Raw genomic sequence first — 23,521 nt, forward strand, 5'->3', positions numbered from 1 at the left:
CCGGTCAGCGTTTCAGCCGCGCCAGTTGCGGTTTGAGCTTCTCGACCGTTGCCGAGAAGTCGGCGAGGCGCTTCTTTTCCTGCTCGACGACCTGCGCCGGCGCGCGGGCGACGAAGCCCTCGTTGGCGAGCTTCGCCGTGGCCTTGGCGATCTCGCCCTCGAGGCGGGCGATTTCCTTGGTCAAGCGCTCGATCTCGGCGGCGACGTCGATCTCGATCTTCAGCATCAGGCGGACTTCGCCGACGACCGCGATCGGTGCGTTGGCGTCCTCGGGCATCTGTTCGACAATCTGCACGTCAGAGAGCTTGGCTAGCGCCTTGAGATAAGTCACGCAGCGATTCAGTAGCTCGGCATCGCCGCTGGCGACCAATGGCACCTTCTGCGCCGGCGAAATGTTCATCTCGCCACGCAGGTTGCGGCAGGCGTAGGCCAAATCCTTGAGTTGCTGTACCTTGGTCTCGCTGGCTTCGTTGAATTTCAGCGGGTCGGCCTTCGGATAGGCGGCGAGCATGATCGACTCGTGCGTCTTGCGATACGCGAGCGGGGCGACGGCCTGCCACAGTTCCTCGGTGATGAACGGGATCAGCGGATGCGCGAGGCGCAGCACGGTTTCCAGCACGCGTAGCAGCGTGCGGCGGGTAGCGCGGGCTGCGCCCTCGTCGCCGGATTGAATCTGCACCTTGGCCAGTTCCAGATACCAGTCACAGAATTCGTCCCAGACGAATTCGTAGATGGCACGCGAGAGCAGGTCGAAGCGGTAATCGGCGAAGTGCTGGGCGATTTCCGCTTCGGTGCGCTGCAGCTTGCTGACGATCCAGCGATCGGCGAACGAGAAGCGCAGGCCTTCGGGGCAGATGTCGGGCGTGACCGGATCGAAACCGCAGTCCTGACCTTCGGTGTTCATCAGCACGAAGCGCGTGGCGTTCCACAGCTTGTTGCAGAAGTTGCGGTAGCCCTCGCAGCGGTGCAGGTCGAACTTGATGTCGCGGCCGGGGCTGGCGAGCGAGAGGAAGGTGAAACGCAGCGCGTCGGTGCCGAAGGACGGGATGCCTTCCGGGAACTCCTTGCGCGTGCGCTTCTCGATCTGCTCGGCCTGCTTCGGGTTCATCAGGCCGGTGGTGCGTTTCTTGACCAGATCCTCAATGCCGATGCCGTCGATCAGGTCGATCGGGTCGAGCACGTTGCCCTTGGACTTGCTCATCTTCTGGCCTTCCGCGTCGCGGATCAGGCCATGCACATAGACGTGCTTGAACGGGATCTTGCCGGTGATGTGCTTGGTCATCATGACCATGCGCGCCACCCAGAAGAAGATGATGTCGAAGCCGGTGACAAGCACGGTCGACGGCAGGTACAGGTCGAGCGCCGGATTCGACTGGGCGGGCCACTCGGGCGTCCAGTCCAGCGTCGAGAACGGCCACAGGGCTGAGGAGTACCAGGTGTCGAGCACGTCCGGGTCGCGCATCAGCGGGCCGGCGTAGCCGATCTTGTCGGCTTGGGCACGCGCTTCTTGCTCGTTGTGGGCGACGAAGACTTCGCCGTTTTCGCCGTACCAGGCCGGAATCTGGTGGCCCCACCAGAGTTGCCGCGAGATGCACCAGTCCTGAATGTTGTTCAGCCACTGGTTGTAGGTATTGACCCAGTTTTCCGGGACAAACTTTATTTCACCCGAGGCGACGCATTCAAGCGCCTTGCCGACGATGCTGGTGCCGTCGGCACCCGGCTTGCTCATGGCGACGAACCACTGGTCGGTGAGCATCGGTTCGATAACGACGCCGGTGCGGTCGCCACGCGGCACCTTCAGCTTGTGCTTGTCGGTCTTGACCAGAATGCCGAGCGCTTCGAGGTCGGCGACGACGGCCTTGCGTGCGTCGAAGCGGTCCATGCCGCGGTATTTTTCCGGGGCGTTGTCGTTGATCCTGGCGTCGAGCGTCAGGATCGAGATGATCGGCAGCTTGTGGCGCTGGCCGACGGCGTAGTCGTTGAAGTCGTGCGCCGGCGTGACCTTGACGCAGCCGGTGCCGAATTCAAGGTCGACGTAGGCGTCGGCGATGATCGGGATTTCGCGGTCGGTGAGCGGCAGTTTCACCATCTTGCCGATCAGGTGCTTGTAGCGCTCATCTTCCGGGTGCACCATCACCGCGGTATCGCCGAGCATGGTTTCCGGACGCGTGGTGGCCACCGTCAGTTCGCCCGAGCCATCCGCCAGCGGGTAGCGGATGTGCCACATGAAGCCGTCTTCTTCCTCGCTCACCACCTCGAGGTCGGAGACGGCGGTGTGCAGCACCGGGTCCCAGTTCACCAGTCGCTTGCCGCGGTAGATCAGGCCTTCGTTGTAAAGGCGCACGAAGGTTTCCGTGACGATCTTCGACAGTCCCGCATCCATCGTGAAGCGTTCGCGCGTCCAGTCCGGCGAAGTGCCGAGGCGGCGCATCTGACGGGTGATGGTGTTGCCGGAGAACTCCTTCCACTCCCAGACCTTTTCGAGGAACTTCTCGCGACCGAGGTCGTGGCGCGAAATGCCCTGTCCATCGAGTTGCCGTTCGACGACGATCTGCGTGGCGATGCCGGCGTGGTCGGTGCCCGGTTGCCATAGCGTGTTGTCGCCGCGCATGCGGTGGTAGCGCGTCAGGGCGTCCATGATCGCCTGGTTGAAGCCGTGCCCCATGTGCAGCGTGCCGGTGACGTTCGGCGGTGGCAGCAGGATGCAGAAGGCGTCGGATTTGTTGGCGTCGAGGCCGGCGGCAAAATAGCCCTTGGCCTCCCAGTCAGGGTACCAGCGACGTTCGATGTCGGCCGGCTCAAAGCTCTTGGCGAGTTCCATAGGATCGGTGCGCAACGGAGGCGGTGATGGTGAGAGAAAACGCGCGATTATACCGGATGGCGTTGACCGCTTCCGCGATTGGACGGACTTGCGTGCCGACGAACTCAGCGCCAGTCGTTGGCGGGGTCTTTGATGTCTTCGGCGCCTTTGGCGTCTTCGAGCGGAAGGTTCAGCTGTTTGCGCTGCGCGATGTATTCGCGCAGCGCGGTTTCCATCGTCGCGGTGATGCCGCTGCGCAGTTCGGCTCCGGCATTCAGCAGCGTTGCCTCGATCAGGGTCGGCAAGTCGTAGGCCATCTGCTCGGCGATGGCGCGGGCCATGTCGGCGGCCAGTTCCTCGATGCGTGCTTCCACGGCGATCATCGGGTCGACACTGGCGGGCTCGTCCGGTTCGACCGGTTCGACCGGTTCGACCGGTTCGGTCGCTTCCGCTTCGACCGGGGCGTCCGGTGGAACCACCTCGGTGAGGACCGGAATGTCGTCTTCTTCGAGATCCAGGGCAGCCGGCACGGTATCGATGTCGAGCGGCGCTTCGGGTTTTACCGCCAGGAAGCTCCTTCTGCGACGACCGTGCACTGCGTGGATTACGGGGTTCTCGGAAAATTCGTCCTGATCGCTCATGCGGTCTTCTCCGCGAGGTCGAAATACTGGATGGCGTAGCCGCGGTCCTTGTAGAACTTGACCCGGGCGCGTGCCGACTGACGTTCGCTTTCGTCTTGCCCGACGACCTCGATGACGCTGGTGAACCGGGAAAATCCGGGGGGGACGTCCTCGGACAGGTTGATCAGGCGCTCGTGCTGCAGCGCCGAGTCCGGGGCGCCGGTAATGATCACCGGCGTTTCGCTGGCCAGAGGCGATGAGTTGCTGACGTGCGGAATGAACCCCGTCGGCGGCTGGAGCCATAACTGGCGGTCGAGTGCGCCGGCAACGTGGGCTTCCGGGGCATATACCAGCACGGGCTTGCGTTGCCGGAAGGCCTTGCCGATCAGCGCCGCGATGGCCGCAATGCGGTCCGCGGCGTTGTGATAGAAGAAAATCTGCGTCAATGCAGCTTCCCGGCGCGTTCGAGCAGGAAATGAACGAGCAGCGACACCGGACGGCCGGTCGCCCCTTTCTCGGCGCCCGATTTCCATGCCGTTCCGGCAATGTCGAGATGCGCCCAGGCGAACTTCTTGGCAAAGCGCGACAGGAAGCACGCCGCCGTGACGCTGCCGGCCGGGCGGCCGCCGATGTTCGCCATGTCGGCGAAATTGCTCTTGAGCTGTTCCTGGTAGTCGTCCCACAACGGCAACTGCCAGGCACGGTCGCCGGCGGTGGTGCCGGCGTCCAGCAACTCGACCGCCAGTGCATTGTCGTTGGCGAACAGTCCGGTGGCGACGTTGCCCAGCGCGATGACACAGGCGCCGGTCAACGTTGCGACGTCGATGACCGTCTGCGGGTGGAAACGTTCGGCGTATGTTAGCGCATCGCAGAGGATGAGACGGCCTTCGGCGTCGGTGTTGAGAATCTCGATGGTCTGCCCCGAGAGCGAGGTGACGATGTCGCCGGGCTTGCTCGCCGCGCCGCCGGGCATGTTTTCGACGCTCGGAACGATCACGGTCAGATTGATCGGCAGTTGCAGCAGGGCTACGGCCTTGAGCGCCCCGAGTACGCTTGCTGCACCGCACATGTCGAACTTCATTTCGTCCATGCCTTCGCCGGGCTTGAGCGAAATACCGCCGGTGTCGAAGGTGATTCCCTTGCCGACAAGGGCAACCGGCTTCTCTGCTGCCTTGCCGCCACGGTAATGCACGACGATGAACTTGGGCGGCTGGTGCGATCCCTTGGCGACCGAAAGCAGCGAATGCATACCGAGAGATTCCATCTCGGTCCGTTCAAGGATCTGGCAGTCCAGCAGGTGCTCTTCAGCAATCTTTTGCGCCGAATCGGCTATATAGGCGGGTGTGCAGATGTTGCCGGGCAAGTTGCCCAGCGTGCGGGCGAGGGCGACTCCTTCGCCAATGGCACGCCCTTGGGCAAGAGCCTGCGCGGCCTGGGTGTCCTTGGTCTTGTCATCGACGATGAAAGCCAGTCTGGCGAGCGAGCGCTTTTCTTCCTTCTTGCTCTTGAATTGGTCGAAACGGTAGAGCGTCTCGCTGGCGATGGTGGCTGCCTGCCGGATGCGCCAGGCAGCGCTGCGCTTCTTCACCGAGATCCGGGTCAGGTGAATGGCTGCGTCGGATGTCCCGGTGTCCCGGAGGGCCTTGATGGCGGTGCGGAGAGCGGCGCCGTACTCCTTTTCGCGGAATTCCTTTTCCTTGCCGAGGCCGACGAGAAGCAAGCGTTCGCCCGGGAGCGAGGGAATGTTGCGCAACAGCAGCGTTGTTCCCGCCTTGCCTTCCATGTCGCCTGTGGCGAGAACCTCATCGAGAAAACGGCGGGTGTCAATGCCGAAACCTTCAACGGTGGCAAGCTTGCGGGGTTCAAAGACTCCCACGACGAAACAACCGCTGTGTTCCGCCGGGTCCAGGCGTTTTATGCTAAATTCCACCGGCTTCTCCTGCACGGGATTGAAGACGCCGATTATCACTGCAGTATTTCTCCCAAGTCAAAACATGATCTTCCAGCGCGCCATCCGGCGCGAATTCACCCAATCGGCCGCTGGCGTCTTCATCGCGCTGTTCGCCATTCTCCTGACGACGCAACTGATCCGTTTGCTGGGCGATGCCGCCGAGGGATCGATCGCGCCGGAAGCGGTGGTGGCCCTGCTCGGGTTCTCGGCCCTGAACTACATCCCGACCTTGCTTTCGTTGTCGACGTTCATCGCCATTCTGCTTGCGTTGTCCCGCAGCTACCGCGATTCGGAAATGGTCGTGTGGTTTTCCTGCGGTGTTTCGCTGACCGCCTGGGTACGGCCGGTGATGGTGTTCGTTTTCCCGCTGGTTATGGCGATTGGCGCGCTGTCCTTCTTCGCGTCGCCCTGGGCGTTGTCGAAAAGCGCCGAGTATCGGGGCAACCTGGAAACACGGCGCGATGCCAGCCAGGCGACACCGGGTGCCTTTCAGGAGTCGTCATCCGGGGATCGCGTGATCTTCGTCGAGGGCGTCGCCGACGACGAGAGTCATGTCAATAACGTGTTCGTCAGTTCGGTGCAGAACCAGCGACTCGGGGTGACGATGGCCGCCAGGGGGCATCAGGAGTTCGCCGAGAACGGCGACCGGTTCATCGTGCTGGAGAACGGGCGGCGATACGAGATGCAACCGGGATCGGCCGAGTTCCGGATCATGGAGTACGGGCGTTATGCCGTGCGCGTGGAGACCAAGGAAGCGCGCGGGATCGAAAAAACGCCGAAGAGTACGCCGACGCTGGAGTTGCTGGGCAATGACGAGCCTCGGTATCGTGCCGAATTGCTGTGGCGCATCGGGATGCCGGTGTCGGCGATCATCCTGGCATTGCTGGCGATTCCGCTCTCGTTCGTCAACCCGCGCGCCGGCCGCTCCGCCAACATGCTGCTCGCGCTCTTCACCTATCTCGTTTACAACAACCTGATGACCGTCGGGCAGGCTTGGGTCGCCAGTGGCCGGGTCTCGTTCGAGGCCGGCCTTGTCGGCATCCATCTCTTCATGGTCTGCCTGTTGCCGTTGCTGTTTTTCCGGCGCATTGCCGTGCTTTCTTTTGCCAGGTTCTTCCGATGAAGATTTACCGCCGTTATCTGGCGCGCGAAGTTTCCGCGGCGATTCTGCTGGTCCTCGTGGCGTTTCTTGCGCTGTTTGGCTTCTTCGACATGATCAACGAGGTCAAGAGCGTCGGCAAGGGCGCCTACCAGTTGCATCACGCCGTTGCCTTCGTCCTGTTGCGCATGCCCGGCCGGGTCTATGAGCTGATGCCGGTGGCGGTACTGATCGGCACACTGTATGCGCTATCGACGTTGGCCCGGCATTCCGAGATCACCGTACTGCGTGCCTCGGGCATGTCGACACGGAGCCTGCTGTCCAGCCTGATGATGGTGGCGGCGGTGTTTGCTCTGGGGACCTTCATCATCGGAGAAGTCGTCGCTCCGCCATCGGAGCGCGCGGCGCAGCAGATGCGCCTGCAGGAGCGGGGCAAGGCTGTCGGCCAGGAGTTGCGCAGTGGATTGTGGGTGCGCGACGAACGCAGTTTCATCAACGTGCGAACCGTTTTGCCGGATACGCGGCTCAAGGGCATTCGCATTTACGATTTTGACAAGGACGCCAAGCTGCGTTCGGTGACGGAGGCCGAGGAAGGCGTCTATATCCCGCCGGCAAGTTGGCGGCTGTCCAATGTCGTCCGCACCAATATCATGGACGAGCGGGCCGAACTGGTGCGCCTGCCGGATCTGGAATGGCGCTCGGCGCTCAACCCGGACATCTTGTCTGTACTAATGGTTTCGCCGGAGAGGATGTCGTTGCTGCACCTCACGGCGTATACCCGGCACCTCTCCGAGAACAAGCAGAAGACGCAGCGTTACGACATTGCCATGTGGAAGAAGTTGATCTACCCGCTGGCGGCGCTTGTCATGGTGGCCTTGGCGCTGCCTTTCGGATACACGCACGACCGCGTGAGCGGGGTCAGCCTGAAGATATTCACCGGCGTGATGCTCGGCGTGCTTTTCCACATGCTCAACGGCTTGTTCTCGAACCTGGGGGCGATCAACAGTTGGTCGCCGTTACTCAGTGCGATCGCGCCGTCGGCCCTGTTCATGCTCGCGGCCGTCGGAATGATCTGGTGGTTCGAGCGACGTTAGGGCTGGCGGTCAGGCAGAAACTCAGGCGGAGATAACGCGTGTGCCGGCAAGGCGGTCGTGAAGAAACTGCCCGTCCCGGTCGAAGAGCGCCCAGAGCAGCCCCATGCCGAAGAGGCCGATGCTCGGCCAGCAAAGAAGGAATCGTAAAAGCGCCCGCAGTGGCTGGAGCGGTCGCCCATCGCGTTCGATGATGCGGATCCGCCACGTTTTCATGGCCAGCGTCTGCCCGTTGTGGGTCCAGAACCAGCAGAAATAGACGAGCAAAACGAGAAACAGGTGCGCCCAAAGCAGCAACGGCGTTGCCACGCGATGCAGCCAATGGCCGATCAAAACGTGGGGGAGCAGCAGTGCGACGGCAAGTATCCCGAGCAGAAGCATTCCGTCGTAGGCCATGCACGCCAGCCGCCGGATGATTCCCGGAAAAGAACCATTGTTTGTCTGGTTTTCGCTCATTTCCACTTTTCCTGTGTTTTGCTGGAAACAGGAAGCGGAGACCGGGGCGATAGATTGAGCGTTGGCAACCTGATGGGGGAGGTGGCGGGGGCGATTCTGGTAGGTACGAGCGGCTGCAAGGGTTTTGGCGCGGCTTTGCCGGCAGCCAGTTGTTTGAGCCTCGCTTTTTCCTCTTCCGGCAGGCTGGAGTACTCCTCCCATTTTTTCTTCAGTTCCTGCCGTTGCTGCGCCGTCAGCTGGCTGGTGCTCTTGAAGTTCTCTCGGGCCTGGCGCCGCTGTTCCGGGGTCATCTTTCGCCATTCCTGCATCTGGCTCTGGGTTCGGCGCTGCTCGTCCGGAGACATGGATGCGAAGCGGGCGGCGATGCCAAGCCACTTTTTTTGGCGAAACGCTTCAAGCGAGTCCCATTCATCGCTGAGTGGCGCGAGCACGACTTTCTGGGGGACGGACAACTCGCTCCAGGTGGGTTGCGGCGGTGTGGCAATGACAGACGGGCCGGTCGTTTGCGACCAGCCATTCAACGATATGAGGACGCCCAGTATTATTCCGACGAGGTGCTTCTGAGCCATGCGGCAAAGCCTTTGTCGGTGAATGCGCCAATGGGCAATTCGTCTGAAAGGATTGCTGAATCGATGTCGCCGAGTTCCTTGACCTGCTGATCGGCAACCCAGTAGGTCGAATAGGAAGCGCACAACAAAAGGGCCAGTCCGACAAGAACCTGGCTGAGCCGCGAGCCGAATGCATCGAGCGAGAAAAGATTGCCAACCGCAGCTAGAACCGGTGAGGTTGCGACGTGTTTCTGGTGGGTGAGCGCAATGGCACGAGCGGCGGCGAGCCGGTCCAGTGTGTCCGGACGAAGGTCATGCACCCCGCGATTCAGGTGTTGCCTGACCTTGTAGCCGAAATGTTGCTCGTTCATAGCGTGATTCCCTTTGCCTTCAGTGCTCTCGCCAGCGTGTGAGTGGCACGCGAGCAGTGTGTCTTGACGCTGCCTTCCGAGCAGCCCATTGCCGTGGCAGTCTCTGCAACGTCCATGTCTTCCCAGTAACGCATGAGAAAGGCTTCGCGTTGACGAGCGGGTAGTTGTTTTATTTCTTTTTCAATTATATCAAGAAGTTGAGCTTGTTGGAATCTGCCGTCCGGGGTGTCCTGGGTAAAAGACCCGGCCTCGACTTCAATGGTTTCCAGCGGATCGTGATCGTCTTCCTCGTCCGAACTGAAGGCTGAGAGCAGGGTTGTCCAGAGCGACCGGATCTTGCTGCGGCGGTAGTGGTCCCGGATGGTGTTCTGCATGATGCGCTGGAACAGCAGCGGTAGTTCCTCTGCCGGGCGGTTACCGTACTTCTCGGCAAGTTTCAGCATGGAATCCTGCACGAGGTCGAGCGCCGTCTCCTCGTTGCGCACGGCGAACATGGCCTGCTTGAAGGCGCGCCGTTCGGAAGCGACGAGAAAATCCGACAATTCGCGTTGGCTGGCCAGAATCAGAGTCCCAGGGGAGATCGAGAGGAAATGCGCGCTGGAGCGCAGGCGTCGATGACGCGAGTCTTGACCAAAACAGGTCTAGGCCTTAACGTTACCAGCTTTTTCCAGCGTTTTCTTTGTAAGGCAAAAAACATGACCATGATGACCGGTGCGGAGATTGTAATCAGGTGCCTCCAGGAACAAAAGGTCGACTACGTTTTCGGTTATCCGGGCGGATCGGTTCTGCATATATATGACGAGCTGTTCAAGCAGGACAAGGTCAAGCATATCCTCGTCCGGCACGAGCAGGCCGCGGTGCATGCGGCTGACGCCTATTCCCGTTCGACGCAGCGGGTCGGCGTGGCGATGGTAACGTCCGGGCCGGGTGCGACGAACGCGGTTACCGGAATCGCCACCGCCTACATGGATTCGATTCCGATGGTCGTCATCTCCGGCCAGGTGCCGACGACCTATATCGGTCAGGACGCCTTTCAGGAGTGCGATACCATCGGGGTTACGCGCCCGTGCGTGAAGCATAACTTTCTGGTCAAGGACGTCCGCGATCTGGCAGTTACCATCAAGAAGGCGTTCTATATTGCCAATACCGGACGCCCCGGGCCGGTGGTTGTCGACGTGCCAAAGGACATCACTGCCGCGAAGTGCAAATTCGAGTATCCGGCGGAAATCAAACTGCGTTCCTATAACCCGGTAATCAAAGGGCATTCCGGGCAGATCAAGAAGGCCGTGCAACTGCTGCTCGGAGCGAAGCGGCCGATGATCTATACCGGCGGCGGCGTGATCCTGGCGAATGCGGCTGAGCATTTGACCCGTCTGACCCGCCTGCTCGGTTTTCCGATCACCAATACCTTGATGGGCCTGGGCGGATTCCCGGGAACCGATCGACAGTTTCTCGGCATGCCTGGAATGCACGGTACGCTGGAGGCCAATATGGCGATGCAGCACTGTGACGTTCTGCTGGCCATCGGGGCACGTTTTGATGATCGCGTAATCGGCAGCCCAGAGAATTTTGCAACTGTCCCGCGCAAGATCATCCACGTCGATATCGACCCCTCGTCGATCTCGAAGCGCGTACGCGTTGATGTTCCGATCGTCGGCAACGTGTCCGACGTGCTCGACGAGATGATTCGTCTGCTTGAAGCGGAACAGGAACGAAAGGATATTTCCGACTGGTGGGCCGAGATCGAAAGCTGGCGCGCGCGGCAGTGCATGAAGTACGGGATGAAGGATGCGATCATGCCGCAGTACGTCATCGAGAAGCTCTGGGAGGTTACCAAGGGGGATGCGATCGTTACCTCCGACGTCGGCCAGCACCAGATGTGGGCCGCGCAGTACTACAAGTTCGACAAGCCGCGCCGCTGGCTGAACTCCGGCGGGCTCGGGACGATGGGCGTCGGGTTGCCTTACGCGATTGGTGCCGCGTTTGCCAACCCGGACAAGCAGGTGGCGTGCGTGACCGGCGATGGTTCGATCCAGATGTGCATTCAGGAATTGTCGACCGCCAAGCAGTTCGGCTTGCCGATCAAGATCATCAACCTGAACAACCGCTATCTCGGCATGGTTCGCCAGTGGCAGGAAATGTTCTACAGCCGGCGCTACTCGCAGACTTACATGGATTCGATCCCGGATTTCGTGAAACTCGCCGAGGCCTATGGTCACGTCGGGATCCGTGTTGAAAAACCGGAAGACGTGGAGTCGGCGCTGAGGCGGGCATTTGTTGATCACAAGGACGATCTGGTTTTCCTCGATATCCGCACGGCCCGGGAGGCGAATGTCTTCCCGATGGTGGCTGCCGGCAAGGGGTTGGCCGAAATGGTCCTGGCTGACGAGAATCTGTAAGAGGGAGCGACAATATGCGACACATCATTTCCATCCTGCTGGAGAACGAAGCGGGGGCGCTCTCGCGGGTCGCCGGGCTTTTTTCGGCGCGCGGTTATAATATCGAAACGTTGACGGTGGCGCCGACCGAGGACGCGTCCCTGTCCCGGCTGACGATCGTGACGTCAGGCAGCGACGAAATCATCGAGCAGATTACCAAGCAACTCAACAAATTGATCGATGTCATCAAGGTTGTGGATCTTTCCGAAGCGGCGCACATCGAGCGGGAGTTGATGTTGATCAAAGTGCGTGCCACCGGCAAGGATCGCGAGGAGATGAAGCGTATGGCGGATATATACCGCGGTCGCATTATCGACGTGACCGATGCCACATACGTTATTGAATTGACGGGGAGCGGTTCGAAGCTGGACTCTTTCATTCAGGCCATCGATGAAGGTCTGATCCTTGAGACAGTGCGCACGGGCGTCAGCGGCATCGGCCGTGGCGACCGGGTTCTGAAAGTCTGATTCACCAAGTTCTTAACTCGAGAGGAATAGCATGAAGGTTTATTACGACAAGGATGCGGATCTTTCCCTGATCAAGGGCAAGAAAGTCGCCATCATCGGTTACGGCTCGCAAGGCCACGCGCACGCCCAGAATCTCAGCGATTCGGGCGTCAAGGTGACGGTCGGTTTGCGCAAGGGCGGCGCCTCGTGGAGCAAGGTCGAGAAGGCCGGGTTGCAGGTCGAGGAAGTGGCCCAAGCGGTGCAGGGTGCGGATGTCGTGATGATGCTCTTGCCGGATGAAAATATCCCGGCCGTGTACTACAACGACGTCGAGCCGAACATCAAGAAGGGCGCTGCGCTGGCATTTGCCCACGGTTTCAATATCCACTACAACCAGGTCGTGCCGCGCGCCGATCTGGACGTGATCATGGTCGCTCCGAAAGGGCCTGGTCATACCGTTCGTTCCGAATACCTCAAGGGTGGCGGCGTTCCGTCGTTGATCGCCGTGCATCAGGATACGTCGAAAAAGGCGCGAGACATCGCGCTGTCGTACGCTGCAGCCAATGGCGGAACGAAGGGCGGCGTGATCGAAACGTCCTTCCGCGAGGAGACCGAAACCGACCTGTTCGGTGAGCAGTGCGTTCTGTGCGGTGGCGCCGTCGAACTGGTCAAGGTGGGCTTCGAAACGCTGACGGAAGCCGGTTATGCGCCCGAAATGGCCTATTTCGAGTGCCTGCACGAACTGAAACTGATTGTCGACCTGATGTACGAGGGCGGCATAGCCAACATGAACTACTCGATCTCGAATAACGCCGAGTACGGTGAGTATGTGAGCGGTCCCGAAGTCATCAATGATGCTTCGCGTCAGGCCATGCGCGCGGCGCTCAAGCGTATTCAGAACGGTGACTACGCCAAGATGTTCATCGAGGAAGGCAAGACCAATTACCCGTCGATGACGGCCCGCCGGCGTCTGATGGCTGCTCACCAGATCGAAACGGTCGGCGAGAAGCTGCGCGACATGATGCCGTGGATCAAGAAAAACAAATTGGTTGACCAGACCAAGAACTGATTCAGGTCAAGTCAGGAGTCTGCGGGGCGGGCGGTGTTTGCAAACGCCGTCCGGGCCCCGTCCGGCTCAGTCTATCCCCGCAACTTCCTGCTGCCTTAAATGAACTATCCGCATCCGTTTATCGCTAGAGAAGGCTGGCCGTTCATCGCCGGCTCGTTGGTCCTTGCATTGATCGCTTCCGCTGCCGGATTTTGGTCGATGCCGTTCTGGTTGATCTTCATTTTCTGTCTGCAGTTTTTCCGTGATCCTGCGCGGGTGATTGCCGGTGGCGACAAAAGCGTCCTTGCGCCTGCCGATGGCCGGATCGTGGTCGTCGAGGAGACTCAGGATCCTTATCTGAATCGCCGTGCGCTGAAAGTCAGCGTGTTCATGAACGTCTTCAATGTCCATTCGAACCGCGCTCCACTCAGTAGTGTCGTCGAGAACAAGTGGTATAACCCCGGGCGTTTTTTGAATGCGGATCTCGACAAGGCGTCTCTGGAAAACGAGCGTTGCGCCCTGCATCTGAAAACGCCTGGTGGTCAGGACGTGACTTGCGTACAGATCGCTGGCCTGATTGCCCGCCGTATTCTCAATTACGTCGCCCCGGGGAAGAGTCTGGAGGCAGGTGAGCGTTTTGGCTTTATCCGCTTCGGCTCGCGCGTTGATCTCTATCTTCCGCTGGACTCACAGGTCAAGGTGGTGATCGGCGAGAAGGTTTACGCGTCGAGCAGTATCCTCGCCGAGCTGGCTTGATCCCCAGCGTCAAAGCGCAAATGGCTGGCGGCGCAGGCCAAGGGAATTCGCTTTGGACATGAGGCGCCAAGTCTCCCGCTTCAGATGTTTTGTTTCACGGATCTGGCATCGATTCGTTGCCGAGGACTTTGATCAGGTCTGTGGCAGTCTTGCTTTTACGACTCTTTTGTCGCTCGTTCCGCTCGTCGCCGTGTTGCTCGGTGCGATGTCGGCGATGCCGTCCTTCCTGGTGATGGTCGATGAGCTGGAAGGCATTGTTCGCAACATGCTGCCGGAGCGCAGTGCCGGGCTGATCATCCAGCACATTCTCGCGTTCTCGCAGAAGGCGTTGAACGTGACTGTTGCCGGTCTTGTCGTGCTCGTGTTGTCCGCATTCCTGCTCTTGCAGACTGTCGAGCGGGCATTCAATCACGTCTGGCGTGCCCCGAAGAAACGCTCCTGGTGGCGCCGCATCGGCTTGTATGGCGCGTTGATTGTCCTGTGGCCCCTGGCTGTGGCGTATGTCGTCGCCGCCATTTCGCTCGCGGTGTCCCTCTCGTCTGGTCTGATTGTGGAGCAGCAGTGGCTACACAAACTCCTGTCGAAAGCAACAGGAGTGTTCGTTGCAGCGGTATTTTTTGCCGGACTCTATCTCGTGGTGCCAGCGAGGCGTGTTCGCCTGGTCGACGCGGTTGCGGGGGGCTTGTTTGCTTCACTAGGGTTTCTGCTGATGCAAAAGGGGTTCGAGTTGTACTTGTCCTATTTCCCCTCGATCACCCTGGTTTATGGCGCCTTCGCCACGGTGCCGATATTTCTCCTGTGGCTGTATCTGTCGTGGTCGATGGTTCTGGTCGGTGCATTGGTCGCCGCGACGCTTGCAGAATTCCGGAGCACCGGAAAATATTCGCCGTAGTCCGGATTTTCAGATCTGCTGTCTGTCTATGCCGGGCCGATTCGGAATACTTCTATCCTGGCTGTTTGTTCGTCACGTTGGCCGATGCGGATGTCGCGTAGCGAGATATTGTCGCGCTCAACGATCAGGATGAGCGTGTTTCCCGTGTCTACGGGCGTGCTGCTAGGCAGCACTAGAGCTTCGTGCTCTTGCACCGATGCTGTCGGCGGGAGATACAGCGCAGCTTCTTGAAAGGCGTGATCGTTACACGAACGGGGCGCGGCTACTCTCGCCGGGATGATGTGTGTGGCGAGTATCTGGAGCCCGAGTTCGAGGTGCTCCGGGTTGGCTGAGTGCTTCCAGCGGATCATGCAAAGCTGCCAGTTCCCGGTGCCCTCGATGCGCAAAGCGGCAACGTCGCCAGCGAGAACTGTGGCAGTTTTCCCCGAAATGTGCATTGCTGCATAGCCGTCCGGACTTTCGTTGGTGATCATCCAGCGGGATGACGGGACGTGTTCCGCTGGTGCTGAGAAGGCCTGGTGAACGTTGTCTATTCCGAAGCACATTTCCCCACGGTAGTTCTGTCGTCGCCGGGGGAATCGGCGTTTCATATGCGTGTCCAGGAGGTTGGCCGTTCGCCTCAGGACGCTTTTTCCCGCAGGAGTGTTGGCGAAGTCGGGGAGTTCCATCTCGCCAGACAGCGTGCCTGTCTCAAGTCGAGCAAGTTGCTGTCGGATCAAGTCAGCGAGGCCGCTGCCGGAGAAATACTGAACAATGGCCCCTGGTGGAGGAGGCGTGCGGGTGCATGACCTGGCCGGCATATCGCTTTCCGGCGAAGCCCACAAGCAACTGGTGCCAGGTGGGCGCCCTTGACCGCTAATGTCGATTGCGCTGGAATTGCGCCGGAAGTACGCGTGGAGAAATGCGATTTCCGCAGGAGAGAAACTGGCCGAGAGAGCGTAACCCAGTAGAACGGTGCTGACGTAAATCGTGTCAGGTGAGGATTCCTGAGCTACAGGGTTGTCTTTCGGCGACGTGTCGTTCCGGATTGATACGTGTGTTTGATGAAGTTGCCTCCACAGTCCTTTTGCGGCGCGGCTTGATGTCAAAGAAGCGACCAGGATACGTTGAGCCGTCGTGTCGAGAACGCCGAGCAAAATGCGCTTCCGGGAGTTCGATGGGGTGTCATTGTCAATAGGCGCCTCAGCGAGAAGCCGGAGAAAAGCGGCAGTCAGGGAGTCCAGAAGCGACTGGAGATGTCTTGTAAATTGACCGGCCGCGGCCGGCGTGGCCGTTGAGGGAGAAATCAGCAACGGAATGGATGTCTCGGCAATCGAACGGCAGCGCGCGTAAATCGATTCTGCCGCAGTGAGTTGTTGCGTGAACTCACCTTTTCGATTTTCCTGCGACTGCAGGTCGTGTTGCAGTGAAAGGACCTCGGCCGCGATGCTGTCAAAAACAGAGCCCCTGGCAGGGGTTGCCGTTCCCGGGCTTGCGTTGTTCGTTTCGAGAGCCGACGCATTCATGGGGTGGGGTGACGATGAGTGACAGGGCGGCAAAAGTATATCGTGAAGTGTTTGTCCTTCGGGATTTGCTAGGGGCGGAGGAGCCATTCGATGGGTGGTCTTGTTGAATATCGGCTTGTTTTTTCTTGCTTTCTGGTTATAATCTCGCTCTTTTTCTGAATTCGGAAGAAAACCTATGGTAGTCATTCGTCTTGCTCGTGGTGGCGCTAAGAAGCGCCCGTTCTACAACCTGGTCGTGGCTGACTCTCGTACGCGTCGTGACGGGCGCTTCATCGAGCGCATCGGCTTCTATAACCCGATGGCTGCCGCCAACGAAGAGGGGCTGCGTGTGGCGGCTGACCGTTTGAGCTATTGGCAGCAGCAAGGCGCGCAACTGTCGCCGACCGTTGCCCGTCTGGTCAAGCAAGCCTCCGCTGTCAAAGCTGCTGCCTGATCTGTTGACCGAAGCTCCTGTCGTTTCGCCGCACGGGGACGAGTTCATCGTTCTCGGAAAAATCGTGGATGCGTACGGGCTTCACGGGGCAGTCAAGGTTCATCTCTTCGCGGACGATCCCGCGCGGATCGCAAAAATGCGGCAATGGTGGATTGGCGCCGAAAGCGATCCATCGGAAAGCTGGACGCGTGTCAACGTCCGCAGATGCAAGGTGCAGTCCGGCGTTTTGCAGGCTTCGCTCGAAGGATATTCCGACCGCACCGCAGCCGAAGCCGCTTGCGGGAAGTTTGTCGGGGCGCCGCGCTCGGAGTTGCCTGCAACGGATCCGGATGAGTATTACTGGGTGGATCTGGTCGGGCTTGAAGTGGTCAATACGCAGGGAACGGTGTTGGGACGGGTTCTTGGCCTGATCGAGACGCCAGCGAACGATGTGGTGCGTGTCGGTGTGGCAGGGGAACGGGAGCAACTTCTTCCGTTTGTTGCCGCGGTTGTTCTGGACGTCGATTTTCAGGCCGGTCGCATGCGTGTTGATTGGGAAAAGGATTGGTAAAGGGGCGCGAGGTGCCCGGCGTTGCGGGAAGGGCCTTCGTCGCCGATGTCGTAACGTTGTTTCCCGAAATGTTCGTTGCGTTGACTCAATCGGGTGTGACGCGGCGGGCGCAGCAGGAAGGTCGCTGGAATCTGGCCTGTACCAATCCGCGCGATTTTTCGACGGATAACCACCGGACGGTCGACGATCGGCCCTATGGTGGCGGACCGGGAATGGTGATGATGCCCGGGCCGCTGGAGGCAGCGATTCAAGCGGCCAAGGCGCGTCAGTTGTCGGATGGTGTGGCAGGGAGTTGGGTGGTATATCTTTCTCCACAAGGAAAGCCACTGACCCACGAGCGCGTCATGGAGCTGGTGGACGACGTGATGAGTGGCTGGGGGTTGGTGCTTCTCTGCGGTCGTTACGAGGGAGTTGACGAGCGGTTGATCGAACGCTGCGTCGATGAGGAAATAGCGATCGGGGATTTCGTGCTCTCGGGCGGTGAAATCCCGGCGATGGCATTGCTGGACGCCATTGTCAGGCAGTTGCCCGGCGTGCTTAACGACGCCGAATCGGCAACACAGGATTCGTTTGTTGCGGGGTTGCTGGATTGCCCGCACTATACGCGGCCGGAGGTTTACGAAGGCCAGCGGGTGCCGGACGTGTTGATGTCCGGGCATCACGAAGCAATCCGCCGTTGGCGCCTGATGCAGGCGCTGGGGCGGACGAGGCAGCGGCGTCCGGAGCTGTTGGACGGACGGCAGCTGTCGAAAGAGGAAACGCAACTCCTGGCGCAGTATCAGGAGCAATGCGGTCAGTAAACTAAAAAGGAGTTTCACAATGAATCTGATAGCGCAACTCGAGCAGGAAGAAATTGCCCGTCTAGGCAAAACCATCCCGGAATTCGCCCCGGGTGATACGGTCATCGTTCAGGTGAAGGTCAAGGAAGGCTCGCGCGAGCGTCTCCAGGCCTACGAGGGCGTGGTGATCGCCAAGCGCAACCGTGGTCTCAATTCGAGCTTCATCGTGCGCAAGATTTCGTCTGGTGAAGGCGTTGAGCGGACGTTCCAGACTTACTCGCCGCTGGTCGCCTCGATCGAGGTGAAGCGTCGCGGTGATGTGCGTCGCGCCAAGCTGTACTATCTGCGCGAGCGTTCCGGCAAGTCGGCGCGCATCAAGGAAAAGCTGTCGCACAAGCCGAAGGCCAGCGCGTAACAAGCGTTTTTTCGCCAGGCGACCGCAGAGAAGACTCCCAAACATCCGTCATTCCGGGCTTGACCCGGAATCCAGTGGTGCTCCGCTGGATCCCGGCCTTCGCCGGGATGACGTGGCTAACCGTTGTTTTGTCGTTTTCAAGATGACCGCCCGCCGCCTGCTCGCCGCCGTCGCCCTGATCCTGGTCGCCCTGTGCGCCGGAACAGCCTGGCTGCTGACGACGGAGAGCGGCCTGCGCACGGCGGCCCGACTGGCCGGCGCGATCGCTGGCGAGCAGTTGCACATCGCCTCCCCGCAAGGCCGCCTGCTCGGACCACTGACATTCGGCGAAGTGCGCTGGAGCGCGCCGGACCTGCAGATTTCCGCCACCCGCGTCGAACTGGACTGGTCGCCAGCGGCAATCATCTCTCGCCGGCTGCAAGTTGCTGCCTTACGTATCGACACGCTGCGCATCACGTCGGCTTCGTCGCCTGAGCCGGCCGCGTTGCCTGACGACCTCACGCTGCCGCTGGCGATCGACATCGAGCATCTCGCCGTGGCAACGCTGCACTGGGACGACAGCATCAGTGTCACCGACATTTCGGCCCGTCTGAATAGCGACGGCCGCCAGCACCGGCTCACCGAGTTCGCCGCGCAGGTCGCGACAACCGCCCTGTCGGGCCACCTCGCGCTCGACGGGCAAGCCCCCTTCCCTGTCTCGGCGCAGGCGCGGGTACGCGGCCTCGTCGCCGAGCACCCGCTCGCTGTAACACTCGACGCGCAAGGCGCGCTCGAACGCCTGGCCGTCGCCATCGCTGCGCAGGAAGGCATCGCCGGCGAGGCCCACGCGGTGATCGCCCCCTTCGCCACCGCACCGCTCGTCGAAGCCCGCATCGCGCTGCGCGAGATCGACCCGGCCGCGTGGCAGGCCGATGGACCGCACGCTCGACTGGCCATCGACGCCGAGCTCTCACAGACAAAAGACGCACTGTCCGGCGACGTTTCCGTTGCCAACAGCACGCCCGGCCCCATCGACAAAAATCGACTCCCTCTGGAAAACGCCCGCTTCCGCCTCACGCCCGAAAAAGACACCCTGCGCATCGACGCCATCGCGCTGACGCTTCCCGGCGGCGGCGCGCTACGCGGCAGCGGCCGCTTCGCCGAAGACACCCTGACGCTCGACCTGGAAGCACGCCGCCTCGACGCCGCGCGCATCGCCTCGGCCGCCGTTCCGACGCGGCTGGACGGAACGCTCAAGTTCGCCCTCAGCGCAAACCGGCAACGCGGCGAACTCGCCTTGCGAGACACACGCCTCGCCCTCGCCGCACAGATCCAGCACGCCGGCGGGACACTCACCATCGACCGCCTCGATCTCTCTTCGGGCGACGCGCGCCTGCACGCCGCCGGCACGCTCGGCCTGCAGCGGGAACGCCCATTTTCCGTCCACGGCGAACTGCGTCAGTTCGACCCGGCCCGATTCATCGATGTGCCGCTAACGCAGGAGGCACTGAAATCTTCGTCCCCCCGGCGAAGCCCGGGGTCCAGCGCGTCGAATTTTCTGGACTCCGGCCTTCGCCGGAATGACGACTCTTCAATAAATCAGCGCCCCCCGAAGGAAACAACCCGGCTCAATGCCAGCTTCGACGCCAAGGGACGACTCGCCCCGGCCCCCGTGATCGACGGACATTTTTCACTGGGCGACAGCCGCTACGCGGGCCAACCCCTTGCCGGAGAAGGTCGCCTGACGCTCGCCTGGCCGGTGCTCTCGCGCGTCGACCTGACGCTCAGCGCCGGCGAGAATCGCCTCGCGGCCAAAGGAAATTTCGGCCGGCCGCAAGACAACCTCGCCCTGCGCATCGACGCCCCGCGCCTGGCACCCTTCGGAATCGACGGCAGTCTCAGCGGCAACATCGACCTCGGCGGCACGTTCGAGCAGCCCACGTTGGCGCTCGACCTCGCTGCGCCGCGGCTCGGCCATGCCGCCCTGGGCCGCATCGACGGCCTGTCTCTCCGCGCCCGTCTGAGCGAGGCGGCCGATGCGCTGCTTGCACTGAACCTTAACGTCGGCCGCCTCACCAGCCCCGCGTTGCCCGAACCGGCAACCGGCCTGCACGTACAACTCGACGGAAGCCGGCAGGACCATCGACTGGCGTTCGACGCAAAACTCGGTGAGCGAACGCTGCGCCTCGCCGCAAGCGGAGGCATGAGCGCCGACCGGCACTGGCGCGGCACCCTGCGCGAACTGCGCGTCGACATCACCGACGGCCCACGCCTCGCGCTGAGCGAGCCGACGCCGCTCGACGCCGCCGCAAACGGCTGGTCCGTCGGCCCGGTCCGCCTGGCGGGCAGCGCCCCGGACTGGCAGGCGGAACTGCGCGCCAGCGCCGACACCCGCCGACTGCGCGTCGACCTGACGGGAAGCGGCACCTACGTCGGCCATTTCGGCGTCCAGTTCGGCGGCAATCTCGACGCCGGCATGGACAGCCCGTGGGCCCTCGCCCGCACCGCGCCCTGGCTCGGCGAACTGCGCCTCGACGCAGACGACCTTGCCTGGCTGGGTAGTCTCCTCGGCGACGGCTGGCGCACCGGCGGCCGCTTCGCCGGCAACCTCGCACTGTCGGGAACGCCATCCCGCCCACTGGCCAGCGGCCGCTTCCGGGGCGACCGCCTGCTCCTGCGCCAGTCCGAACAGGGGCTGGATCTGCGTGACGGCGAACTCGCCGCGACACTCGACGCGAACCACCTGCGCATCGACAAACTCGCCTTCGCCAGCGAACTGACCACACCGCCCCGCCCGCTGCGCGTCGCCTTGGGCGAGGACGCGCAGCGCTTCGAGACGCCCGGCCGCCTCGACATTGCCGGCGACCTGCAGATCGACCGCAATGAACTGGCCGGCAGCGCCGCGCTCGACGTCCGCCTCGACCGCGTCGGCGTCTGGCAGCTGCCGGACCAATGGATCGCTGTCTCCGGCGCGAGCCGACTGACCTGGCAAACCGGGCGCCTGGGCGTGCAGGGCAAGCTCGCCGTCGACGCCGGCTACTGGCAACTCGCCCCGGCCGGCATGCCGCGCCTGTCCGACGACGTGGTCGTCGTCCGCCCGGGCGTCACCGCGCGCGCCACGCCGCGGCCGAACCTCGACCTCGACGTCACCGCCGACCTCGGCCGCCGCTTCCTGTTCAACGGCGCCGGCCTGACCGCCCGCCTCGCCGGCGACGTCCGTCTGACCGCCAAAGGCCGTGACCTGCCACGCGCCAGCGGCGTGATCCAGACCCGCGACGGCCGCTTCGACGCCTACGGGCAGCAACTGGCCATCGAGCGCGGCATCCTGAGCTTCCAGGGGCTGCTCGACAATCCGGCGCTCGACGTGCTCGCCGTGCGCAAGGGACTTGCGGTCGAGCCCGGCGTACAGGTCGGCGGCACCGCCCAGCGCCCCGTCGTCCGCCTCGTCTCCGATCCCGAACTGCCTGATGCCGACAAGCTGGCCTGGCTGGTCCTCGGGCACGGCCCGGAGACGATGAGCGCCGCCGACGCCACCGTGCTCATCGGCGCGGCCGGCGGCCTGCTCGGCAACTCGTCCGGCGGCGTCGTGCAGCAACTGAAGACCGCCTTCGGCATCGACGAATTCGGCGTCCGCCGGGGCGACATCGGCAGCGACACGGCGTACCGCCCCACCAGCCGGATCGCTAGCACCAGCGCCGGCAGCAGCCTCGACACCTCGGCCACCACCGGCAGCCAGATCCTCAGCGTCGGCAAGCGCCTCTCGTCCAACGCCGTACTCTCGTACGAACAATCGCTCGGCACCGCCGAAAACGTCGTCAAGCTGACCGTCAACCTCAGCCGCCGACTCGCCCTCATCGGCCGCGCCGGCAGCGACAACGCCCTCGATTTCTTCTACACCGTCACCTTCGGGCATCCGCCTGCGCCCGCAAGGCAAAAGACCGACTGAACGCCCAGCGAACAGGCTGCTATATCATTCAGGGAACCGCTGAAATGGTCGTCACCCCGGCGAAGGCCAGGGCCCAGTGCGTCGAATTTCTGGATTCCGGCCTTCGCCGGAATGACGAATTTTCAATAAATCAACACCTTCGTAGCGTCCAACACACCTTCATCGACCACCCCGCCATGCCAACCGCCCCCGAAACCGCGATCAACGTCCTCCTCGCCCGCATCCCCCTGTTCAGCAGCCTGACCGAGGAGGAAATCGCCCGCATCGCGCGCAACACCCGCGAGATCAACGCCGCCAAGGGCGAGATGCTGTTCCACAAGGGCGACCAGCCGACCGGGTTCCACCTGATCGCCAGCGGCCAGGTCAAGCTCGGCTTCACCTCCGCGCAAGGAACGGAAAAAGTCATCGACATCATGGGGCAAGGGCAGACCTTCGGCGAAGCCGTGATGTTCATGGACAAGCCCTACCCCGTATTCGCCCAGGCGCTCACCGACGCGCGCCTGCTGCACGTCGCCAAGCAGACGATCCTCGCCGAGCTCGAACGCGACCCGCACTTCGCCCGCAAGATGATCGCCTCGCTCTCCGTCCGCCTGCATCACCTGATCACCGACGTCGAGGCCTATTCCCTGCACTCCGGCCGGCAGCGCATCATCGGCTACCTGCTGCGCGACAACAACGACAGCGAAGCGCGCTCCGTCACCATCACCCTGCCGACCAGCAAAGGCACCATCGCCTCGCGCCTCAACCTCACCCAGGAACACTTCTCGCGCATCCTGCACGAACTCTCCGAGGCCGGCCTGATCGTCGTCGAAGGAAGGAAGATCACCATCACCGACGTGGAGAAGCTGCGCGGCTACGACTTGTGAACGCAGCCAGAGGCACCTGATTCAACAACGATCGGTCGTCCCGGCCAACGCCGGAATCCGACACCTACAAAAGACTACTGGCTCGTCATGAGCGTCTTGACAGCAATATCCTCGTCAACATCAGGCCAATGCACCCCGATGCCTTTGCCGATCAGGCGCCAGTTAGCCCGCTGGATCGGCGAGGCATCGCGCAAACGCGGAAACCATTCAAGAGGCGCGGAAATCTCGCGGCCGTCGGCTAGCACAAAATGCAAAGCCGACTCATCGACAGATACATCGACGGCGTGAGAATCCAGCTTAACCGCCAAAGTGTTCATTCCATTTCTCCAGAAACAGCGCACGATGCTCAATAACCAGTGCACGAATTTTCGTCAATTCATAAATAACCACGTCATCCCGGCGAAGACCGAATTTTCGTCAGTTCATAAACAGCCACGTCATCCCGGCGAAGGCCGGGATCCAGAAGTGCACCACTGGATCCCGGGCAAAGCCCGGAATGACCGATTCTGGAAGGTTTGTTTGATTCATCGTG

General features: G+C 61.6%; 23 protein-coding genes. 13 read left to right on the plus strand and 10 right to left on the minus strand.

Annotated elements, in window-relative coordinates; translation table 11 throughout:
* Positions 1-4 precede the first annotated feature (4 nt).
* The 4 genes from BO74_RS12995 to BO74_RS13010 all read right to left on the minus strand — a co-directional run bounded on the left by BO74_RS12995 (position 5) and on the right by BO74_RS13010 (position 5,350).
* Positions 5-2,821, minus strand: a complete 2,817-nt coding sequence (locus tag BO74_RS12995) for a valine--tRNA ligase (protein ID WP_496442796.1) — start codon at positions 2,819-2,821, stop codon at positions 5-7.
* 104 nt (positions 2,822-2,925) lie between these two features.
* Positions 2,926-3,441, minus strand: coding sequence for a hypothetical protein (locus BO74_RS13000; protein ID WP_496442797.1), 516 nt, complete (start codon positions 3,439-3,441; stop codon positions 2,926-2,928).
* Complete coding sequence (locus BO74_RS13005) at positions 3,438-3,866, minus strand: DNA polymerase III subunit chi (RefSeq protein WP_496442798.1); 429 nt, start codon at positions 3,864-3,866, stop codon at positions 3,438-3,440. Before BO74_RS13005 ends, BO74_RS13000 begins: the two co-directional genes overlap by 4 nt.
* Positions 3,863-5,350 carry a leucyl aminopeptidase gene (locus BO74_RS13010; RefSeq protein ID WP_496442799.1) on the minus strand — a complete coding sequence of 496 codons (1,488 nt, stop codon included), beginning with the start codon at positions 5,348-5,350 and terminating at the stop codon, positions 3,863-3,865. The genes BO74_RS13005 and BO74_RS13010 overlap by 4 nt, the downstream gene beginning before the upstream one ends.
* A gap of 64 nt (positions 5,351-5,414) precedes the next feature.
* Between BO74_RS13010 and lptF the strand changes: the two genes are divergently transcribed.
* Both lptF and lptG read left to right on the plus strand, forming a co-directional pair.
* A complete protein-coding gene (gene lptF, locus BO74_RS13015; protein ID WP_496442800.1) occupies positions 5,415-6,494 on the plus strand; it encodes an LPS export ABC transporter permease LptF in 1,080 nt (359 codons plus the stop codon).
* Positions 6,491-7,564, plus strand: coding sequence for an LPS export ABC transporter permease LptG (gene lptG / locus BO74_RS13020; RefSeq protein WP_496442801.1), 1,074 nt, complete (start codon positions 6,491-6,493; stop codon positions 7,562-7,564). The genes lptF and lptG overlap by 4 nt, the downstream gene beginning before the upstream one ends.
* Before the next feature lie 21 nt (positions 7,565-7,585).
* On the opposite strand, the gene BO74_RS13025 is transcribed toward lptG, so the two are convergent.
* The 4 genes from BO74_RS13025 to BO74_RS13040 are packed head-to-tail and all read right to left on the minus strand — an operon-like array spanning position 7,586 to position 9,544.
* Entirely contained in the window at positions 7,586-8,017 is a 432-nt protein-coding gene (locus BO74_RS13025; protein WP_496442802.1) for an RDD family protein, read from the minus strand.
* Complete coding sequence (locus BO74_RS13030; RefSeq protein WP_496442803.1) at positions 8,014-8,586, minus strand: DUF3106 domain-containing protein; 573 nt, start codon at positions 8,584-8,586, stop codon at positions 8,014-8,016. Before BO74_RS13030 ends, BO74_RS13025 begins: the two co-directional genes overlap by 4 nt.
* Complete coding sequence (locus BO74_RS13035; protein ID WP_496442804.1) at positions 8,559-8,936, minus strand: DUF3619 family protein; 378 nt, start codon at positions 8,934-8,936, stop codon at positions 8,559-8,561. Before BO74_RS13035 ends, BO74_RS13030 begins: the two co-directional genes overlap by 28 nt.
* On the minus strand, positions 8,933-9,544 hold the full coding sequence (locus BO74_RS13040) for an RNA polymerase sigma factor (protein WP_496442831.1): 612 nt from the start codon (positions 9,542-9,544) through the stop codon (positions 8,933-8,935). The genes BO74_RS13035 and BO74_RS13040 overlap by 4 nt, the downstream gene beginning before the upstream one ends.
* Before the next feature lie 87 nt (positions 9,545-9,631).
* Between BO74_RS13040 and ilvB the strand changes: the two genes are divergently transcribed.
* The 5 genes from ilvB (at position 9,632) to BO74_RS13065 (ending at position 14,516) form a co-directional block, all read left to right on the plus strand.
* Entirely contained in the window at positions 9,632-11,335 is a 1,704-nt protein-coding gene (gene ilvB, locus BO74_RS13045; RefSeq protein WP_496442805.1) for a biosynthetic-type acetolactate synthase large subunit, read from the plus strand.
* A 14-nt stretch (positions 11,336-11,349) separates the two neighbouring features.
* On the plus strand, positions 11,350-11,841 hold the full coding sequence (gene ilvN / locus BO74_RS13050; RefSeq protein ID WP_496442806.1) for an acetolactate synthase small subunit: 492 nt from the start codon (positions 11,350-11,352) through the stop codon (positions 11,839-11,841).
* 31 nt (positions 11,842-11,872) lie between these two features.
* The gene (gene ilvC / locus BO74_RS13055; RefSeq protein ID WP_496442807.1) at positions 11,873-12,889 is read left to right on the plus strand and encodes a ketol-acid reductoisomerase; all 1,017 of its coding nucleotides are present in this window, start codon (positions 11,873-11,875) and stop codon (positions 12,887-12,889) included.
* Positions 12,890-12,988: 99 nt separating this feature from the next.
* Positions 12,989-13,624 (plus strand): phosphatidylserine decarboxylase, encoded by a 636-nt coding sequence (locus BO74_RS13060; protein WP_496442808.1) that lies wholly within the window; start codon positions 12,989-12,991, stop codon positions 13,622-13,624.
* A gap of 58 nt (positions 13,625-13,682) precedes the next feature.
* Positions 13,683-14,516, plus strand: coding sequence for a YihY family inner membrane protein (locus BO74_RS13065; protein WP_496442809.1), 834 nt, complete (start codon positions 13,683-13,685; stop codon positions 14,514-14,516).
* A gap of 26 nt (positions 14,517-14,542) precedes the next feature.
* On the opposite strand, the gene BO74_RS13070 is transcribed toward BO74_RS13065, so the two are convergent.
* A complete protein-coding gene (locus BO74_RS13070; RefSeq protein ID WP_496442810.1) occupies positions 14,543-16,207 on the minus strand; it encodes a cyclic-di-GMP receptor FimW-related protein in 1,665 nt (554 codons plus the stop codon).
* Here BO74_RS13070 and rpsP point away from each other — a divergent pair.
* The 6 genes from rpsP to BO74_RS13100 all read left to right on the plus strand — a co-directional run bounded on the left by rpsP (position 16,197) and on the right by BO74_RS13100 (position 22,989).
* Positions 16,197-16,454, plus strand: a complete 258-nt coding sequence (gene rpsP, locus BO74_RS13075) for a 30S ribosomal protein S16 (protein ID WP_496442811.1) — start codon at positions 16,197-16,199, stop codon at positions 16,452-16,454. The genes BO74_RS13070 and rpsP overlap by 11 nt on opposite strands.
* Before the next feature lie 4 nt (positions 16,455-16,458).
* Entirely contained in the window at positions 16,459-17,004 is a 546-nt protein-coding gene (gene rimM / locus BO74_RS13080; protein ID WP_496442812.1) for a ribosome maturation factor RimM, read from the plus strand.
* Positions 16,998-17,804 (plus strand): tRNA (guanosine(37)-N1)-methyltransferase TrmD, encoded by an 807-nt coding sequence (trmD, locus tag BO74_RS13085; protein ID WP_496442813.1) that lies wholly within the window; start codon positions 16,998-17,000, stop codon positions 17,802-17,804. Before rimM ends, trmD begins: the two co-directional genes overlap by 7 nt.
* A gap of 19 nt (positions 17,805-17,823) precedes the next feature.
* The gene (gene rplS / locus BO74_RS13090; protein WP_496442814.1) at positions 17,824-18,198 is read left to right on the plus strand and encodes a 50S ribosomal protein L19; all 375 of its coding nucleotides are present in this window, start codon (positions 17,824-17,826) and stop codon (positions 18,196-18,198) included.
* A gap of 112 nt (positions 18,199-18,310) precedes the next feature.
* Positions 18,311-22,123, plus strand: a complete 3,813-nt coding sequence (locus BO74_RS13095; RefSeq protein WP_496442815.1) for a translocation/assembly module TamB domain-containing protein — start codon at positions 18,311-18,313, stop codon at positions 22,121-22,123.
* Positions 22,124-22,299: 176 nt separating this feature from the next.
* Positions 22,300-22,989, plus strand: a complete 690-nt coding sequence (locus tag BO74_RS13100) for a Crp/Fnr family transcriptional regulator (RefSeq protein WP_496442816.1) — start codon at positions 22,300-22,302, stop codon at positions 22,987-22,989.
* A 74-nt stretch (positions 22,990-23,063) separates the two neighbouring features.
* Here BO74_RS13100 and BO74_RS13105 read toward each other — a convergent pair whose 3' ends face one another.
* Positions 23,064-23,306, minus strand: a complete 243-nt coding sequence (locus tag BO74_RS13105; protein WP_496442817.1) for a DUF2442 domain-containing protein — start codon at positions 23,304-23,306, stop codon at positions 23,064-23,066.
* Positions 23,307-23,521 lie beyond the last annotated feature (215 nt).

The sequence above is a fragment of the Propionivibrio pelophilus DSM 12018 genome, assembly GCF_059569095.1.